The 17,332-nt window shown below is 71.1% G+C and carries 17 protein-coding genes and 1 tRNA gene; 10 read left to right on the top strand and 8 right to left on the bottom strand.

Features of this window, described 5'->3' with window-relative positions; all coding sequences use genetic code 11:
• Window positions 1-112: 112 nt before the first annotated feature.
• Window positions 113-1,828: a phenylacetic acid degradation protein PaaN gene (gene paaN, locus ACIQRL_RS08850; RefSeq protein WP_401328971.1), complete on the top strand. Its 1,716-nt coding sequence runs from the start codon at window positions 113-115 to the stop codon at window positions 1,826-1,828.
• 4 nt (window positions 1,829-1,832) lie between these two features.
• On the opposite strand, the gene ACIQRL_RS08855 is transcribed toward paaN, so the two are convergent.
• Genes ACIQRL_RS08855 through ACIQRL_RS08865 form a run of 3 tightly spaced genes read right to left on the bottom strand, consistent with a single transcriptional unit; the run spans window position 1,833 to window position 4,755 of the window.
• Window positions 1,833-2,582, bottom strand: coding sequence for a TrmH family RNA methyltransferase (locus ACIQRL_RS08855; protein ID WP_401328973.1), 750 nt, complete (start codon window positions 2,580-2,582; stop codon window positions 1,833-1,835).
• Window positions 2,579-3,811: an HTTM domain-containing protein gene (locus ACIQRL_RS08860; RefSeq protein ID WP_401328976.1), complete on the bottom strand. Its 1,233-nt coding sequence runs from the start codon at window positions 3,809-3,811 to the stop codon at window positions 2,579-2,581. The genes ACIQRL_RS08855 and ACIQRL_RS08860 overlap by 4 nt, the downstream gene beginning before the upstream one ends.
• On the bottom strand, window positions 3,808-4,755 hold the full coding sequence (locus ACIQRL_RS08865; protein ID WP_401328978.1) for a DUF5819 family protein: 948 nt from the start codon (window positions 4,753-4,755) through the stop codon (window positions 3,808-3,810). Before ACIQRL_RS08865 ends, ACIQRL_RS08860 begins: the two co-directional genes overlap by 4 nt.
• A 261-nt stretch (window positions 4,756-5,016) precedes the next feature.
• Between ACIQRL_RS08865 and paaA the strand changes: the two genes are divergently transcribed.
• From paaA to ACIQRL_RS08895, 6 genes are all read left to right on the top strand, one after another.
• Window positions 5,017-6,057, top strand: a complete 1,041-nt coding sequence (gene paaA / locus ACIQRL_RS08870; protein WP_401328981.1) for a 1,2-phenylacetyl-CoA epoxidase subunit PaaA — start codon at window positions 5,017-5,019, stop codon at window positions 6,055-6,057.
• Window positions 6,054-6,341: a 1,2-phenylacetyl-CoA epoxidase subunit PaaB gene (gene paaB / locus ACIQRL_RS08875; RefSeq protein WP_103554257.1), complete on the top strand. Its 288-nt coding sequence runs from the start codon at window positions 6,054-6,056 to the stop codon at window positions 6,339-6,341. Before paaA ends, paaB begins: the two co-directional genes overlap by 4 nt.
• Complete coding sequence (gene paaC / locus ACIQRL_RS08880) at window positions 6,338-7,057, top strand: 1,2-phenylacetyl-CoA epoxidase subunit PaaC (RefSeq protein WP_401328985.1); 720 nt, start codon at window positions 6,338-6,340, stop codon at window positions 7,055-7,057. Before paaB ends, paaC begins: the two co-directional genes overlap by 4 nt.
• Entirely contained in the window at window positions 7,051-7,584 is a 534-nt protein-coding gene (paaD, locus tag ACIQRL_RS08885) for a 1,2-phenylacetyl-CoA epoxidase subunit PaaD (RefSeq protein ID WP_401328987.1), read from the top strand. The genes paaC and paaD overlap by 7 nt, the downstream gene beginning before the upstream one ends.
• Window positions 7,584-8,648, top strand: coding sequence for a 1,2-phenylacetyl-CoA epoxidase subunit PaaE (gene paaE / locus ACIQRL_RS08890; protein ID WP_401328990.1), 1,065 nt, complete (start codon window positions 7,584-7,586; stop codon window positions 8,646-8,648). The genes paaD and paaE overlap by 1 nt, the downstream gene beginning before the upstream one ends.
• Before the next feature lie 151 nt (window positions 8,649-8,799).
• The gene (locus ACIQRL_RS08895; RefSeq protein WP_401328993.1) at window positions 8,800-9,933 is read left to right on the top strand and encodes an acyl-CoA dehydrogenase family protein; all 1,134 of its coding nucleotides are present in this window, start codon (window positions 8,800-8,802) and stop codon (window positions 9,931-9,933) included.
• Between the two features lie 34 nt (window positions 9,934-9,967).
• Here ACIQRL_RS08895 and ACIQRL_RS08900 read toward each other — a convergent pair whose 3' ends face one another.
• The 4 genes from ACIQRL_RS08900 to ACIQRL_RS08915 form a co-directional block, all read right to left on the bottom strand.
• Entirely contained in the window at window positions 9,968-10,315 is a 348-nt protein-coding gene (locus ACIQRL_RS08900) for a rhodanese-like domain-containing protein (protein WP_401328996.1), read from the bottom strand.
• A gap of 42 nt (window positions 10,316-10,357) precedes the next feature.
• Window positions 10,358-11,338, bottom strand: coding sequence for a hypothetical protein (locus ACIQRL_RS08905; protein WP_401329564.1), 981 nt, complete (start codon window positions 11,336-11,338; stop codon window positions 10,358-10,360).
• 407 nt (window positions 11,339-11,745) lie between these two features.
• Window positions 11,746-13,302 (bottom strand): DUF2252 domain-containing protein, encoded by a 1,557-nt coding sequence (locus tag ACIQRL_RS08910; RefSeq protein ID WP_401328998.1) that lies wholly within the window; start codon window positions 13,300-13,302, stop codon window positions 11,746-11,748.
• 208 nt (window positions 13,303-13,510) lie between these two features.
• Window positions 13,511-13,879 (bottom strand): winged helix-turn-helix transcriptional regulator, encoded by a 369-nt coding sequence (locus tag ACIQRL_RS08915; RefSeq protein WP_401329000.1) that lies wholly within the window; start codon window positions 13,877-13,879, stop codon window positions 13,511-13,513.
• Between the two features lie 225 nt (window positions 13,880-14,104).
• On the opposite strand from ACIQRL_RS08915, the gene ACIQRL_RS08920 reads away from it, so the two are divergent.
• On the top strand, window positions 14,105-14,758 hold the full coding sequence (locus ACIQRL_RS08920) for an FMN-dependent NADH-azoreductase (RefSeq protein WP_401329003.1): 654 nt from the start codon (window positions 14,105-14,107) through the stop codon (window positions 14,756-14,758).
• A gap of 498 nt (window positions 14,759-15,256) precedes the next feature.
• Here ACIQRL_RS08920 and ACIQRL_RS08925 read toward each other — a convergent pair.
• Window positions 15,257-15,343 (bottom strand) — tRNA-Leu (locus tag ACIQRL_RS08925).
• A gap of 579 nt (window positions 15,344-15,922) precedes the next feature.
• Here ACIQRL_RS08925 and ACIQRL_RS08930 point away from each other — a divergent pair.
• Window positions 15,923-16,765, top strand: coding sequence for an FhaA domain-containing protein (locus tag ACIQRL_RS08930; RefSeq protein WP_401329005.1), 843 nt, complete (start codon window positions 15,923-15,925; stop codon window positions 16,763-16,765).
• 10 nt (window positions 16,766-16,775) lie between these two features.
• Window positions 16,776-17,300, top strand: coding sequence for an FHA domain-containing protein (locus ACIQRL_RS08935; RefSeq protein WP_401329008.1), 525 nt, complete (start codon window positions 16,776-16,778; stop codon window positions 17,298-17,300).
• The last annotated feature ends 32 nt before the right edge of the window (window positions 17,301-17,332 follow it).

The raw sequence follows: 17,332 nt of genomic DNA on the forward strand, positions 1-17,332 counted from the left end.
CGGCGGACCCCCTTGTCCCGACCGATCGTTCGGTTACTCTAACTCTGACTGTCCATTCCTGCCCAGCTCGCGAGCTCGACGAGGAGCTCTTGAGACGAGGAGTTGGTCCTTGATGGCCGCCGAACTCACCGCGCACCAGCTGATCGCCCAGCACCGGCCCACCCTGGATCAGGCGCTGGAAGTGATCCGCACACGCGCGTACTGGTCCCCGCATCCCGAGCATCCCAAGGCGTACGGCGAGAACGGGAGCCTGGGCATGGCCGAGGGCAAAGCCGCCTTCGACGCCCTCCTGGGCACCCGCCTCGACCTGGGCCAGCCCGGCACGGACGACTGGGTCGGCGGCGAGGTGTCGCCGTACGGCATCGAACTGGGCGTCACCTACCCGCACGCGGACATCGACGCCCTGCTGCCCGCCATGCGCGCGGGAATGCGCGCCTGGCGCGACGCGGGTGCGGAGATCCGCGCCGTGGTCTGTCTGGAGATCCTCAAGCGGATCAGCGACCGCACCCACGAATTCGCGCACGCGGTCATGCACACCAGCGGCCAGGCCTTCATGATGGCGTTCCAGGCGGGCGGCCCGCACGCGCAGGACCGCGGCCTGGAAGCGGTGGCGTACGCGTACGTGGAGCAGGTCCGCACCCCCGACACCGCGGAGTGGAGCAAGCCCCAGGGCAAGCGCGACCCGCTCGCGCTGACCAAGCAGTTCACCCCGGTCCCGCGCGGCATCGCGCTCATGATCGGCTGCAACACCTTCCCGACGTGGAACGGCTATCCGGGCCTGTTCGCCTCCCTGGCCACCGGCAACGCGGTCCTGGTGAAGCCCCACCCGCGCGCGGTGCTGCCGCTCGCGCTGACCGTGCAGGTCGCGCGCGAGGTGCTCGCCGAGGCGGGCTTCGACCCGAACCTGGTGGCGCTGGCCGCCGAGCGACCCGGCGAGGGCATCGCGAAGACGCTGGCCACCCGCCCCGAGATCCGGATCATCGACTACACCGGCTCCACCGCCTTCGGCGACTGGCTGGAGAGCAACGCCCGCCAGGCGCAGGTCTACACGGAGAAGGCCGGCGTCAACACGGTGATCGTGGAGTCGACCGGTGACTACAAGGGGATGCTGTCCAACCTGGCGTTCTCCCTGTCGCTCTACAGCGGCCAGATGTGCACCACCCCGCAGAACCTGCTGATCCCCCGCGACGGCATCCGTACGGACGAGGGCGACAAGTCGTACGACGAGGTGGTCGCCGACCTCGCGAAGTCCGTCGGCGGACTCCTCGGCGACGACGCCCGCGCGAACGCGCTGCTCGGCGCCATCGTGAACCCGGACGTAAAGGCCCGTCTGGAGGCCGCCGCCGAACTCGGCGAAGTCGCCCTGCCCTCACGGCGGATCGACAACCCGGAGTTCCCGGACGCCGTCGTGCGCTCGCCCGTCATGGTGAAGCTCGACGGCGCGCGCAAGTACTGGGAGAACGCCGAGGGCGCCACGGACGAGGCCGCCTACATGAACGAGTGCTTCGGGCCGGTCTCCTTCGCCGTCGCGGTCGACTCGGCGGCGGACGCGGTGGAGCTGCTGCGCCGCACCATCAGGGACAAGGGCGCGATGACCGTCGGCGCGTACACCACCGACGAGACGTTCGAGCGCGAGGTGCAGGAGGCCTGTCTGGAGGAGTGCGCCCAGCTCTCCCTGAACCTCACGGGCGGGGTCTACGTCAACCAGACGGCCGCCTTCTCGGACTTCCACGGCTCGGGCGGCAACGGCGCGGCCAACGCCGCGCTGTGCGACGGGGCGTTCGTGGCGAACCGCTTCCGGGTGGTCGAGGTGCGCCGGGAGGTGTAGGTCCTTACGCCGGTGCGCCCCCGGTGGCACTCCAGTGGAACAGCGTCATGGCCACACTGGTCGCGAGGTTGTAGCTGGAGACCTGGGGGCGCATCGGCAGGGAGACCAGGTGGTCGGCCCGGTCCCGCAGTTCGGCGGACAGACCGCTGCGTTCCGAGCCGAAGGCCAGCAGGGCGTCGTCGGGGAGCTTGGACCCGCGGATGTCCTCGCCCTCCGGGTCGAGCGCGAACACCGGGCCGGGCGGCAGCTCGTCCACCGCGAGACGCTCCACGGCGGTCGCGAAGTGCAGACCGGCCCCGCCCCGGACGACGGTGGGGTGCCAGGGGTCGAGCGTGCCCGTCGTGACCACCCCGGTCGCGCCGAAGCCCGCGGCGAGCCGGATCACGGCGCCCGCGTTGCCCAGGTTGCGCGGATTGTCGAGGACGACCACGGGCGCGGTGCGGGGTGTGCGGGCCAGCGTCTCCAGGCTGGCGTCGCGTGAGGGACGTACGGCGAGAGCCGCCACCGAGGTGGGGTGCGGACGCGGCACGAGGGCCGTGAACGCCGCTTCCGGGACCTCGGTCAGGAGCTCGTCGAGAACGGCGCGTACGTCGGGAGCGAGCTCGTCGGCCAGGTCGAGGACCGCCCGCCGGTCGGTCGTGACGGCGACCGGGACCCGCGCCCCGAAACGCACCGCGTGCTTGAGGGCGTGGAAGCCGTCGAGCAGGACGGAATCGTCGCGGAGCTGCCGCCAGACACGTACCGGATCGTTCATGCCGTGAAGCCTACGTGCGTGTGCTCGGGCTCCTCCGGAACGCCCGGCTCGGACTCCCGGGGCCCCGGCACCGTACGGGCGCCGCCGGGAAACAGCCGACCGCGCGCGCGTGCCGCCCGTCCGCCCAGGCGCCGCAGGAAGGACGTCGGCAGGAACACGGAGTCCGCGGCGATCATCGCGAGCGAGAAGAACGGCAGCCCGAGGACCACGGCGATCACGGCGTGCTCGGTCATCATGGCCGCCAGCAGGACGTTCTTGACCCGCCGGTTGAACAGGGTGAAGGGGAAGGCGACCTGGACGGCGACCGTCCCGTACGTCACCAGCATCACGATCGTGCCGTGCGCGGACAGCAGGTCGGACAGAGCCGGCCACGGCGAGAAGGACCGCAGGTGGAGCGGGTAGTAGACGGCGGTGCCGTCCTGCCAGCGCGAGCCCTGGATCTTGTACCAGCCGGCGGTCGCGTAGATCAGGCAGGCCTCCACCATGATGATCATCAGGGCCGCGTTGTGCACGAGGTTGGCGACGACGTCCAGCAGGACGCGCGGCTCCGCGGTACGGGCGACCCGGCCGGCGGTCCACCACAGGGCCTGCACCGCCCACAGTCCCCACAGGACCGTGAGCCAGCCGCCCAGGACACCCCCGTCGATCCGTCCCGCGCCCGTCGCCACCGCCAGTACGACCCCGAGCGCCGCCCACAGCGCGGGGCCGGCCAGGTCGGGCCCGGCCCGCTCGCCACGCGCGCGTGCCTCGCGGGCGAGACGGTCGCGCCGCGCGTCCAGGGACCACACCTGGCCGCAGCGGGTGAACACCAGGTAGATCGCCATCAGGTGGAGGACGTTGTCCCCACCGTCCCCTTCGAAGACACTGCGGTTCTGCAGGGACAGCACGCCGATCATGAAGAGCACCGACATGGCGCGGGTCCGCCGGCCCACCAGCAGCAGGACACTGGAGAGGACGGCGACGGCGTAGACCATCTCGAACCACACCTGGCTGTCGGACCACATCAGAACCGTGAAGGCGTGGTTGCTCGCGACGAGCTGTTGCGCGAGGTCCCAGCTCCACGGCGCGTTCGGCCCGTACAGCTCCTGGCGGTGGGGGTACTCGCGCAGCAGGAACAGCAGCCAGGTGGCGGCGAAGCCGATACGGATCACTGCGCTCTGGTACGGGCCGAGCGCGGACTCCGTGACGCGGGCGATGCCGCGCGCGATCGTCGGAGCGATTCGGTTCATCGGGCGCTCGCCTCCGTCAGGCCGTCCACGCGGTCGCTCTCGGGAACGGCCCACCAGGGCAGCTCACGGACGACGGGCCGGTCGGACACCTTCTCTTCGCTCCACGGGGGAGGCGGCACGTCGGTGGTGAGCGAGCGGAACTGGACCCGTTCGATGACGGCGCCCTCGCCGCCTGCGTGCTCGCGGTCGAGACGCAGCACGCCGATGCGTCGCAGATAGCGCTCGGAGAGGTCGCCGCGCAGGCCCGCGGGGCGGTTCTCGCTGTCGTGCGTACCGGCGTAGAAGTCCCAGGCACGGCGCAGTTCGTTCTGCTCGGTGTGGCTCGGCAGCGGATTCCCGTCGATGGCGAGTCCGTCGAGCGCGGACAGGTCGTACCAGCCGGTCTCGCGAGCGGTGCCGTCCGGAGTGCGGATCAGGGCGCGGACCTGGACCGTGATGTCCTGCTGCAACGGGTTGGGGGCGAAGAGCTTCCAGTTCTGCTCGAACTCGGGGTAGATCCACTCGTCGATCGCGCGGCCGTGCTGCTTGGTCACGGTGTTGGAGGGCGCGACATGCAGGAACACCATGCCGAGGTGCACACCGGAGACGACGGCCACGAGGGCCAGCGCGAGTGCGGCGACGATCTGATAGCGCAGGGAGAGGGCCGCCAGGCCCGTGGGGGCCGCGGACCCCACCCACGGGGCCGCTTCGGACTCCGTCTCGTCCGAGGACGGTTCGTCGGACGCCGGAGCGCCTGACGCCGGTTCGTCGACCGCCGGAGCGCCGGACGCCGGCTCACCCGAGGACGACATAGCGCCGATGCCCTCGGCGGGCGCGGCACTCTCGGACGCGGCTCTAGCGAACGCCGCATTCTCGGACTCGGCACCGCCGGGCGCGGCCGCCTCGGGCGCGCCCGGACCAGGCTCAGGCATCGAGGGCGTCGAGCCCTCGTCGTTCGCGTCCATCCCGCCCCGATTCACGATCCCGAATCCGACGGTCGGCCGCCGGACTGCGGGCACCGTACCGCCGCGTCGGCACGCGCCACGACGTTCGCAAGCGAACCGTACTCAGAGCCGACCGTGCGGCACAGCCCCCTGTGTCACAACGGCCACGCCACGCGCACGAGGTTATCCACAGCGGTTGACACCATACGACGCTCGACCGACCATTGATGCGAGCGGACCGAACGATCGGTCGGTCGGGAGTGAGAGGTCGAGGGGGACCGCATGGCGACAGCATCAGCGCACCACACGGCCCGCACACAGGCGGACGAAGCCGCCGACGAGGCGGCGCGCACAGCGGCATACGAGACCGTCTTCGACGCCGCGGTGGCGGCCGACGAACGCATCGAGCCCCGTGACTGGATGCCCGACGCCTACCGCTCCACCCTGGTCCGCCAGATCGCGCAGCACGCCCACTCCGAGATCATCGGCATGCAGCCGGAGGCCAACTGGATCACGCGCGCGCCCTCACTGCGCCGCAAGGCGATCCTGATGGCGAAGGTCCAGGACGAAGCCGGCCACGGGCTGTACCTGTACAGCGCGGCCGAGACCCTCGGCGTCGGCCGCGACGAGCTGCTGGACAAGCTGCACTCCGGCCGCCAGAAGTACTCGTCGATCTTCAACTACCCGACGCTGACGTGGGCGGACGTCGGTGCCATCGGCTGGCTCGTGGACGGCGCGGCGATCACCAACCAGGTCCCCCTGTGCCGCTGCTCGTACGGCCCGTACGCGCGCGCCATGGTCCGCGTGTGCAAGGAGGAGTCCTTCCACCAGCGCCAGGGGTACGAACTGCTGCTGGCCCTGAGCCAGGGCACCCCCGAGCAGCACGCGATGGCACAGGACGCGGTCGACCGCTGGTGGTGGCCCTCCCTGATGATGTTCGGCCCGCCCGACGACGAGTCCTCGCACTCCGCCCAGTCGACGGCGTGGAAGATCAAGCGCCATTCGAACGACGAGCTGCGTCAGCGCTTCGTCGACATAGCCGCACCCCAGGCCGAGTCCCTCGGCCTGACCCTGCCCGACCCCGACCTGGTGTGGAACGAGGAGCGGGGACACCACGACTTCGGCGCCATCGACTGGACGGAGTTCTGGGAGGTCCTCAAGGGGAACGGCCCGTGCAACGAGCAGCGGATCACCCAGCGCCGGCGCGCCCACGAAGAGGGCGCGTGGGTACGGGAGGCGGCCGCGGCGTACGCGGACAAGCACACGAGCGGGACCGGCGGCTCCGCGAGGACGACCGGTGAGACAGGAGCGACCCGAGCATGACGAACACCGACTGGCCGCTGTGGGAGGTCTTCGTGCGCTCGCGCCGCGGGCTCTCGCACACCCACGCCGGCAGCCTGCACGCGCCGGACGCCGAGCTGGCACTGCGCAACGCCCGCGACCTGTACACCCGCCGGGGCGAGGGCGTCTCGATCTGGGTCGTCCCGTCCGCCGCCATTACCGCCTCCTCGCCCGACGAGAAGGACCCGTTCTTCGAGCCGTCCGCGGACAAGCCCTACCGGCACCCGACGTTCTACGAGATCCCGGAAGGGGTGAAGCACCTGTGACGCTCACCGTGAACACCGCGGCCGCCCTGGCCCTCGGCGACGACGCCCTGGTGCTCTCGCACCGCCTGGGGGAGTGGGCGGGCCACGCGCCGGTCCTCGAAGAGGAAGTCGCCCTGGCCAACATCGCGCTGGACCTGCTCGGCCAGGCCCGCGTGCTGCTGTCCCTGGCCGGCGACGAGGACGAGCTGGCGTATCTCCGCGAGGAGCGCGCCTTCCGCAACCTTCAGCTCGTCGAGCAGCCGAACGGCGACTTCGCGCACACCATCGCCCGCCAGCTCTACTTCTCCACCTACCAGCGACTTCTCTACTCGCGACTGGCCGCCGGGCAGAGCGAGTTCGCTCCCCTCGCCGCGAAGGCCGTCAAGGAAGTCGCCTACCACCAGGACCACGCCGAACAGTGGACGCTGCGCCTCGGCGACGGCACGGACGCCAGCCGCGAGCGGATGAGCCGGGCGTGCGAGGCGCTGTGGCGCTTCACCGGCGAGATGTTCCAGCCGATCGAGGGCCTCGACATCGACTGGGAGGGGATGCGGGCGGCCTGGCAGGAGTCCGTGGAGGCCACCCTGCGCCGTGCCACGCTGTCGGTCCCCGAGGGACCGCAGTCCGGGGCATGGGCGGCGGGCGCCGGACGCCAGGGTCTGCACACCGAGTCCTTCGGACGGATGATCGCCGAGATGCAGCATCTGCACCGCAGCCACCCGGGGGCGTCATGGTGACAACGACCGCCCTGGAGGAGGAGCTGCGCAGACTGGCCGGCTCCGTGCTCGACCCCGAGCTGCCCGTCCTCACCCTGGACGATCTCGGCGTGCTGCGCGCCGTGCATGTCCGCGGCGCGGACTCCGTCGAGGTCGAGCTGACCCCGACCTACACCGGCTGTCCCGCGGTCGAGGCGATGTCCGCGGACATCGAGCGGGTGCTGCACGAGCACGGCATACGCGATGTGTCCGTGCGCACGGTGCTCAGCCCCGCCTGGTCGACGGACGACATCTCGGACGAAGGCCGCCGCAAGCTAAGGGAGTTCGGGATAGCGCCGCCGCGCGGCGGCCGTCCCACGGGCCCGGTGACGCTCGATCTGGGGCCCACCCGGACGGTCACCGCCGAACCGGAACTGGAGCCCGTCCGCTGCCCGTCCTGCGGATCGGCCGACACCGAGCTGCTCAGCCGCTTCTCGTCCACCGCGTGCAAGGCGCTGCGCCGCTGCCTGTCCTGCCGCGAACCGTTCGACCACTTCAAGGAGTTGTGATGGCCCGCTTCCACCCGTTGACGGTGGCCGCGGTCGACCGGATCACCGACGACTCCGTGGCCCTGACCTTCGCGGTGCCCGCGAAGCTCCGCGAGGACTTCCGGCATGCCGCCGGCCAGCATCTGGCCCTGCGCCGCACGGTCGACGGCACGGAGATACGCCGTACGTACTCCATCTGCTCCCTGGCGCCCGCCTCCGACGGCGACGGACCGCGCACACTGCGGGTCGGTGTGCGCCTGGTGGACGGCGGCGCGTTCTCGACGTACGCGCTCAAGGAGATCACGGTCGGCGACGAGGTGGAGGTGATGGTTCCGGCTGGACGCTTCACCCTGGAGCCGTCGGCCGGCCTGTACGCGGCGGTGGTGGGCGGCAGCGGGATCACCCCGGTGCTGTCGATCGTCTCGACGCTGCTGGCGCGGGAGCCGGATGCGAGGTTCTGCCTGATACGCAGCGACCGTACGTCGGCCTCGACGATGTTCCTGGAGGAGGTCGCCGACCTCAAGGACCGCTATCCGCAGCGGTTCCAGCTCGTCACGGTCCTCTCCCGGGAGGAGCAGCAGGCCGGACTGCCGTCCGGGCGGCTCGACCAGGAGCGGCTGACCGGACTGCTCCCCGCGCTGCTGCCCGTGGACCGGGTGGCGGGATGGTTCCTGTGCGGGCCGATGGGGCTCGTCCAGGGCGCCGAGCGGGCGCTGCGCGGACTCGGGGTGTCCCGGACGCGCATCCACGAGGAGATCTTCCACGTGGACGCCGGCACCACGACCGCTTCCGCCGTACCAACTCCCGCGCACAGCACGGTGACCGCACGGCTCGACGGACGCGGTGGCACCTGGCCCGTCCAGGACGGCGAGTCGCTGCTGGACGCGGTGCTGCGCAACCGTCCGGACGCGCCCTACGCCTGCAAGGGCGGCGTGTGCGGCACCTGCCGGGCCTTCCTCGTCTCCGGCGAGGTGCGGATGGACCGCAACTTCGCGCTGGAACCGGAGGAGACGGAGGCCGGGTACGTACTGGCCTGCCAGTCCCACCCGGCCACGGAGAAGGTGGAGCTGGACTTCGACCGCTGAGCCCCGTCGCCGAGGCGGCCGACAGTTCGGCCGCAGGGCCCGGTGACCGGTCGCGGGCCGTTCCCTTCTCGTAGAACCTGTTCTATCTTGACGCACCGTCAGATCAGGCGTCCTGTCTGGTCGTTGGTCCGGCGTGCGGGAGGACGGGATCGTGGACTTCACCTTCACCGAGGAGCAGCAGGCGGCGGTCGAGGCGGCGAAGGCCGTGTTCGCCGGGGTCTCCCCGAACGCGGTGCCCAGTCCCGCGCTCACCGCGGGTGCCGTCGCGGAGGACTTCGACCGGGCTCTGTGGGCGAGGCTCGCCGACGCGGACCTGCTGAGCCTGCTGCTCGACGAGGAGTCCGGCGGGGCGGGCCTCGACGCGGTCGCGCTGTGTCTCGTACTGCGGGAATCGGCGAGGGTGCTGGCACGGGTGCCGTTGCTGGAGAACAGCGCGGCGAGCGCGGCCGTACAGCGCTACGGCGGCCAGGAGTTGAGGGCGGAACTGTCGGCGCGGGCCGGCCGGGGCGAGGTCGTGCTGACCGTCGCCGCCAACGGCAGGACCGGTCACGACCCGGCCGAACGCGCCGTGACCGCACGGCAGGACGGCACGGCGTGGGTGCTGGACGGTGTGCAGACGGCCGTCCCCTGGGCCCGCGACGCCGACTTCATCGCCGTGCCCGCGCAGACGGACGCCGACCGGACCGTCCTCGCCCTGGTTCCCCGCGGCCATGAAGGAGCCGAACTCGCCGAGCAGATCTCCACGACCGGTGAGCGGCTCGGTGAACTGCGGCTGGACTCCGCCCGGATCGCCTCCCGCGATGTCATCGACGCGGAGGGGGCGTGGGAGTGGCTGCGCGACCTGCTGGTCACCGGCACCTGTGCGCTGGCGCTCGGGCTCGGGGAGGAAGTGCTCCGGATGACGAGCGCGTACACGAGCAAGCGGGAACAGTTCGGATTTCCGGTCGCCACGTTCCAGGCGGTCGCCGTGCAGGCCGCCGACCGCTACATCGACCTGCGGGCGATGGAGGCGACGCTCTGGCAGGCCGCCTGGCGGATCGGCACGGGAGCCGGGGGTGCGCTGCCGGCCGGCGGTGACGTGGCCGTCGCCAAGATCTGGGCGTCCGAGGGAGTACGCCGGGTCGTGCAGACCGCCCAGCATCTGCACGGAGGGTTCGGCGCCGACACCGAGTACGCACTGCACCGGTACCACGCCTGGGCCAAGCATCTGGAACTGTCACTCGGCCCGGCGGCGGCACACGAAGAGGCCCTTGGCGATCTGCTGGCGGCGCACCCCCTGGGATGAGAGGCCCGTTCCCGGAGACGGGAGCGCCGGACGGCTACAGCACGAAGCCGGGCTCGCCCTTGTCGTTCACGACCGCGCGGCCCGCGGCCTCCCAGGTCTGCATACCGCCTTCGACGTTCGCGGCGTCGATGCCCTGCTGGACCAGGTACATCGTGACCTGGGCCGAACGGCCACCGGAGCGGCAGATCACGTTGACCCGGCCGTCCTGCGGGGCCGCCTCGGTCAGCTCGCCGTACCGGGCGACGAAATCGCTCATCGGGATGTGCAGCGCCCCTTGGGCGTGACCTGCCTCCCACTCGTCGTCCTCCCGGACGTCCAGCAGGAAGTCGTCGACCGTGAGATTGTCGACCCCGACCGTGGGCACACCAGCTCCGAAACTCATGCCTCCGACGCTACCCGACCCCGACCGCGCCGACGGCCAAGCTCAGGGAGCCTGGGCGATCAGCTCCGCCAGCTCGTTCTCGCGCTCGCCGACCTGCGTGAGCAGTTGTTCGGCGATCTCCTCCAGAAGACGGTCCGGGTCTTCCGGAGCCATTTTGAGCATGGCGCCGATGGCGCTCTCCTCCAGCTCGCGGGCGACGAAGGTGAGCATCTCCTTGCGCTGGGAGAGCCACTCGAGGCGGGCGTAGAGCTCCTCGCTGCGGCTCGGCTTCCACTCCGCGGGCGCGGGCCCGGCGGCCCACTCCTGGGCCAGCTCCCGCAGCAACGCCTCGTCGCCCCTGGCGTACGCGTTGTTCACGCGGGCGATGAACTCGTCACGCCGCTTGCGTTCGTCCTCGTCCTGCGCCAGGTCGGGGTGGGCCTTGCGGACCAGCTCGCGGAAGAGCTTGCGGGCCTCCTCGCTGGGACGCACCCGCTGCGGGGGCCGCACGGGCTGGTCCGTGAGCATCGCCACGGCCTCGGGGAACAGGCCGTCCGAGTCCATCCAGCCGTGGAACAGCTCCTCGACACCCGGCATGGGCATGACCCGCGCCCGCGCCTCGTGCGCCTTGAATATGTCCTCCGGGTCGCCGGTGCGCGCGGCACGCGCCTCGGCGATATCGGCGTCCAGTTCGTCGAGACGGGAGTACATCGGGCCGAGCTTCTGGTGATGCAGCCGGGAGAAGTTGTCGACCTCGACGCGGAAGGTCTCCACGGCGATCTCGAACTCGATCAACGCCTGCTCGGCCGCTCGCACGGCCCGCTCGAGCCGGGCCTCGGGCCGGGTGTCCTCACCTTGGGCCGGGCCCTGACCCTCATCGGTCCGCGCCTCGCTCCGCCCCGCGGACGAAGACTCGGGCTGTGCCTCTGGCCGGGCTCCGCCCGGGACCTCGCCCTCGGCCTCGTTCCGAGCCTCGGTGTGGACCTCGCTCCCGGCGGCATTCCCGGCACCGGAGGGGGCGTCCGCGCCCTCCGTGTCCGTGATGCCGCCGTCGTCGCCGGGGGAGGCTTGGGGCGTCTCGCCCTCCGGGGCACCGGAGAATTCCCGGCCCCCCTCGAAGGTGGGCTCGGACTGGCTCTGATCGGCTTCCGGGGTCGTCACCCGACCAGCGTAGGCCACACTCCCCCGCGGCTCACTGCGTTCCCGGCCTCTACAGCCACCTGACCGGCCACAACGACCACAATGACCCCAACCACCCCGATCATCCCGTCCCCGGGAACCGACACCCGGTGGACGCCCTGTCCGGTGGACCACCCCGATCATCCCGACCACCGGCTCCAGGCACCGGCCTCCGGTGAACGCCCCTGCCCGGTGGACCACCCCGTCCGGTGGGGCAGCCCGTCCTATCGGGCTGGCCGTCCTACCGGGCAGCCCGATGGCTCCCCCCGGGGTCACACCCCCGCTTCAGAAGCGAGCCGTCCGCTTCGGACCGCCGCCACCAGGGCCGCGTGGTCCGCCTCCGTGCGGTCCGCGTAGGCGACGGCGAAGGAGGCGATGGCCTCGTCCAGCTCCTCGTTCTTGCCGCAGTACCCGGCGATGAGGCGCGGGTCGGCACTGTGGCTGTGGGCGCGGGCCAGCAGGGCGCCGGTCATGCGGCCGTAGTCGTCGATGTGGTCGGCGGCCAGGGCGGCGGGGTCGACGCTGCCCTTGCGATTGCGGAACTGGCGTACCTGGTAGGGGAGACCGTCGACCGAGGTCCAGCCGAGAAGGATGTCGCTGACGACCTGCATGCGCTTCTGGCCGAGGACGACACGGCGGCCCTCGTGAGCCACCTCGGGCATCGGGTGGCCCGCGGTCGCGAGGTGCGGGAGCAACGCCGAGGGGCGGGCCTCCTTGACCTGGAGGACGAGGGCTTCGCCGCGGTGGTCCAGGAGCAGTACGACGTACGAGCGGGTGCCGACGCTGCCGGTGCCGACGACCCGGAAGGCGACGTCGTGCACCGCGTGACGGGCGAGCAGGGGCAGGCGGTCCTCGGAGAGCGTCGTCAGATAGTGGTCCAGGGACGCCGCGACCGCCGCCGCCTCCGCGTCGGGAACGCGGCGCAGCACGGGCGCCGCGTCCACGAACCGTCGGCCACCGCCCTCCACGGCCTCCGTCGACTTGGCGGCGAACCGCCCGCTGGTGTTCGCCCGCGCCTTCTGGGAGACCCGCTCCAGCGTGCCGAGCAGGTCGTGGGCGTCGGTGTGCGAGACGAGTTCCTCGTCGGCGATGGCGTTCCACGCGTCCAGCACCGGCAGCTTGGCCAGCAGGCGCATGGTGCGGCGGTACGCGCCCACGGTGTCGCGCGCGGCGGCCCGACAGGTGTCCTCGTCGGCACCGGCCTCCCGGCCCGCGAGCACGAGCGAGGTGGCGAGCCGCTTGAGGTCCCATTCCCAGGGCCCGTACACCGTCTCGTCGAAGTCGTTCAGGTCGATGACCAGGCCGCCGCGCGCGTCCCCGTAAAGACCGAAGTTCGCCGCGTGCGCGTCACCGCAGATCTGGGCGCTGATGCCGGTCATCGGGGTGCGGGCCAGGTCGTACGCCATGAGGCCCGCGGAACCGCGCAGGAACGCGAAGGGCGTGGCCGCCATCCTGCCGACCCGTATCGGGGTGAGCTCGCAGAGCCGCCCCCGGTTGGACTCCTCGACCGCGGTCACGGCGTCCGGCCGGTCGGCGTCCACCAGGAACTCGGCGTGCGCCGCGCGCGGCACCCGCCCGCGCAGGGTCTTCCCCTCGTCCTTGGGGGAGCCCTTCACCGGCCAGGCGGCGAACCCCGGAACAGCGAACCGCCGGGCCCCGAAAGCCTCCTCGACCCTCGGACCGCCCTCGGCCGCCGGCCGTCCCTCGGGCTCCGCCGCGGACCCGGCACCGGGCCGGCCGCCGCGGCCCCGCCGCTCCGGACCGGCCTGCTCGACCAGCCCGGCCTGCCCCGTCTGTCGTTCCGTACCCGCTGTACCGACCTCGGCCATCACGACCGCCTCCCCCGCACACGAACATCAACTCGTGCTGACCGTACAGCCGGTCGGGAAAACGCGTCAGACCCTGTGGACAACTCGACCGGCACCCGGGCGCGAAGCCGGGAACGCACCCGCGCACGCGGCTCGAACGGCGGCACCGACGCGGCAACCCCGCGCACATCTCAAGCGAGTCGGGTCACACCCCGGGGCGCTGTCGCGGCTAGCGCGTCCGCCCCGGGCAGGGTCCGCTCTCCGGCAGATACCTCTCCGCCCAGGAACCCAGCTCCTTCAGGGCCGGTTCCAGCGCCGCTCCCGCCTCCGTCAGACGGTACGAAACCCGCAGCGGGGGACCCTCGTTGACCTCGCGCACGACCAGGCCGGCCGCCCCGAGTTCGGTGAGCCGGTCCGAGAGCATCCGCTCGCTGATGCCCGGGATCGCCCGGCGCAGATCGGCGAAATGGACGGGGTGCTGCATCAGGACCGCGACGACGAGACCCGTCCAGCGCTTTCCGAGCAGCGTGAAGACACGGGTCATGCCGTCGTCGACCTTCTGACACGGCCCCGCGTCGTGGCTTCCCGGTTCTGCCATGGGCCCAGGGTACTGCGTCTCCACAAGGGGATGAAAAAAAGTAAGTAGCTGTGTTATTTCTAGTTAGGAACGAAAGAGAAGCCCTTTCGGCGACTCGGCTCCCTTCGACAGCCCTGCCCTGGACCCGGTTCAGCGACCCCGCCCGGGGGTCGGCGCCCTGACCTCGGTCCCGGGCCGCACCCGTCCCGATCCCACTCGATACATCACGTTTGTCTGGAGATCTCCATGGCCACCCTCCTGCACATCGACTCGTCCGTCTTCCCGGACGGCGCCTCCACCTCCCGTGCCGTGACGGACGCCTTCCGCACGGCCTGGGAGGAGCGGAACCCCGGCGGCACGGTCGTCTACCGCGACCTCGCCGCGCACCCTGTGCCGCACATCACGGCCGACGCCCACACCGCCGGTTTCGCGGCCCCGGACACGCACACCCCTGGCCAGGCAGAGGCCTTCGCCGCCCGCCTCAAGCTCATCGAGGAGCTGGAGAACGCGGACGCGGTGCTGATCGGCGCCCCCATGTACAACTTCGCCATCCCCTCGACCCTCAAGGCATGGCTGGACAACATCGTCCTCATCGGACGCACCGCCATGACCGAGGACTCGAAGATCAAGGGAACCCAGGTCACCATCGTCGCCAGCCGCGGCGGCTCGTACGCGCCGGGCACTCCGCGCGAGGGCTTCGAGTACGTGCGGAACTACCTGGAGGCCGTGCTGCGCGACATGCTCGCCTTCGACGTGGACTTCATCGTCCCGGAGCTCACCATGGCCCCGCACAACCCGGCGATGGCCGAGCTGGTCCCGCTCTTCGAGGCGTCCCGGAAGCAGGCCCTCGAGGACGCGGCCGCCCGGGCCAAGAAGGTCGCGGAACGCCTCGCCGCGTAACCCGGCACCCGACGACCGCCGTAGCTCCGCCCACCGGAGACCCCACGGCGGCACAATGCCCCAGCCCCGCAGGGCCGGACGACTCACCCTGCGGGGCTCCGCTCCACCCGGCTCCACTCCACCGGGCTCCCCTCACCGATTCCCCTGCGCCGGTCCGCCGGGGCTGCCGGTCGTTCACGCCTCGGCTGTCGCACCCGCCCCGGCTGTTACGCCCGTCACGGCTCTCGAACCGTCGCGACCGTCACCGTTCTCGAACCTCTCGCGCCGAAGCATCCGCGGGTTCAGTGGCGCCCGTTCACCGGGCCGCCGTCCGGACAACTCCCCACCACCCGCATGAGAGCATCGTCACACTTCACCGTGGCCCCGAGCCGTCCGCACCCCCGCCGCTGCCCCGCGCTCCCCCGCGCGCGACCTCGCGCCAGGTTCTCGGGAACGGCCGAGGAAGCGCCCCGGACAACGTGAAAGCCCCTCAGGTCGAGGACCTGAGGGGCTTTCAACTGGTGCGCGAGGGGGGAGTTGAACCCCCACGCCCTTTCGGGCACTGGAACCTGAATCCAGCGCGTCTGCCTATTCCGCCACCCGCGCATTGGGTGTGTCGTCCGTCTCCCACCGAGTGGTGCGAGCGCCTGCCGACATCCAGAAGATTAGCACGCTGTCAGGGGTGGAATCACATCCCTTTTCCCCACCCCTCGCACCCGGCATTCACCGCCCCCGCGCCCGGCATCCGCAGGCCCGGTGCCCTTGCGCCGCCCGGCCTCGCGGCACGGGCGGCTCCCGGGCTCCGGAGCGGACACCTCCCCACCGGCACTCCGGCGTACGTCACAGGTTTCAGACAGAACCGGTTCACGTATCAACCTCGTACCGGTCCAGCGCATCTCCCCAGGAGTCGGACGGGCTGCACAGCCCGGTGCGGGACACTGGTCGTGGGGCGCCTCTACGATCCATGGCAGAAGCAGTGCCGGGAAGAGTTCGAAGAGGGGCCTCTCAGGGAACTTCGGGAGGGGACTTCGGAAGGCGTCGACAACCCGTCGACCGGGCCGACAGGGGGAACCAGCCGATTTCCCGACGCGTGGATACGATCAGTAAGCAGTACCAGCAAGGCCAGCAGGACCAGGAAGACGACAGCAAGCTGTACCAGGGCGGCAACGAAGGAGGAGGTGCCCCATGGGAGTCCTGAAGAAGTTCGAGCAACGTCTCGAAGGTCTGGTCAACGGCACCTTCGCCAAGGTGTTCAAGTCCGAGGTCCAGCCCGTGGAGATCGCAGGAGCGCTCCAGCGCGAGTGCGACAACAACGCCACGATCTGGAACCGCGACCGGACCGTCGTCCCGAACGACTTCATCGTCGAGCTGAGCACGCCGGACTTCGAGCGGCTCAGCCCCTACTCCGGCCAGCTCGGCGACGAGCTCGCGGGCATGGTCCGCGACTACGCCAAGCAGCAGCGATACACGTTCATGGGCCCCATCAAGGTCCACCTGGAGAAGGCGGACGACCTCGACACCGGCCTGTACCGGGTCCGCAGCCGTACGCTCGCCTCCTCCGCCAATCAGCAGTCCCCCGAGCGCGCCCCCGCGGGCCCCGCCCCGGCGGCTCCCCGCGGAGCCCAGGGTGGCTACGGCTACCCTCCCTCGGCCGCTCCCCCCATGCCGTCCGCGCCGCCGCCCGGCGGCCGTCCGGGCGCGGCACCCATGGGTGCCCGACCCCCGGCCGGCCCGGCGGCGGGTGGCCGAACGCGGCACTGGGTCGAGATCAATGGCGCACGCCATCAGATCTCCCGCCCGACGCTCGTGCTGGGCCGCAGCACTGAAGCCGACGTGCGGATCGACGACCCCGGCGTATCCCGCCGGCACTGTGAGATCCGGACCGGAACGCCCTCGACGATCCAGGATCTCGGGTCCACCAACGGCATCGTGGTGGACGGGCAGCACACAACCCGCGCTACGCTCCGCGACGGCTCGCGGATCGTCGTGGGCAGCACCACCATCATTTACCGGCAAGCCGAAGGGTGAAGCGGGGGCAATGTCAGAGCTGACCCTCACGGTCATGCGGCTGGGTTTCCTAGCCGTACTGTGGCTGTTCGTGATCGTGGCCGTGCAGGTCATCCGCAGCGACCTGTTCGGAACGCGCGTCACACAGCGCGGCTCCCGCAGGGAGGCCGCAAGGCCTCAGCAGGCCGCGCGGCCTGCCGCGCCTCCGCAGCAGCGCCAGCAGCAGCAACCGCCCAGCGGTGGCGGCCGGCAGCGCCGCGGAGCACCGTCCAAGCTGGTCGTCTCCGAGGGAATTCTCACGGGCACGACAGTGGCGCTCCAGGGGCAGACCATCACCCTGGGCCGCGCACACGACAGCACCATCGTGCTGGACGACGACTACGCGTCCAGCAGGCATGCCAGGATCTACCCCGACCGGGACGGCCAGTGGATCGTCGAGGACCTCGGCTCCACGAACGGCACGTATCTCGACCGGCGCCGGCTGACGACTCCGACGCCCATTCCGCTGGGCGCGCCGATCCGCATCGGCAAGACCGTCATCGAGCTGCGGAAGTAGTACGACAATGAGCGAGCGGAGCGAGCACGCAG

Origin of the sequence: Streptomyces sp. NPDC091209 (assembly GCF_044757755.1) — a bacterium.
In the GTDB taxonomy this organism is placed as follows: domain Bacteria; phylum Actinomycetota; class Actinomycetes; order Streptomycetales; family Streptomycetaceae; genus Streptomyces.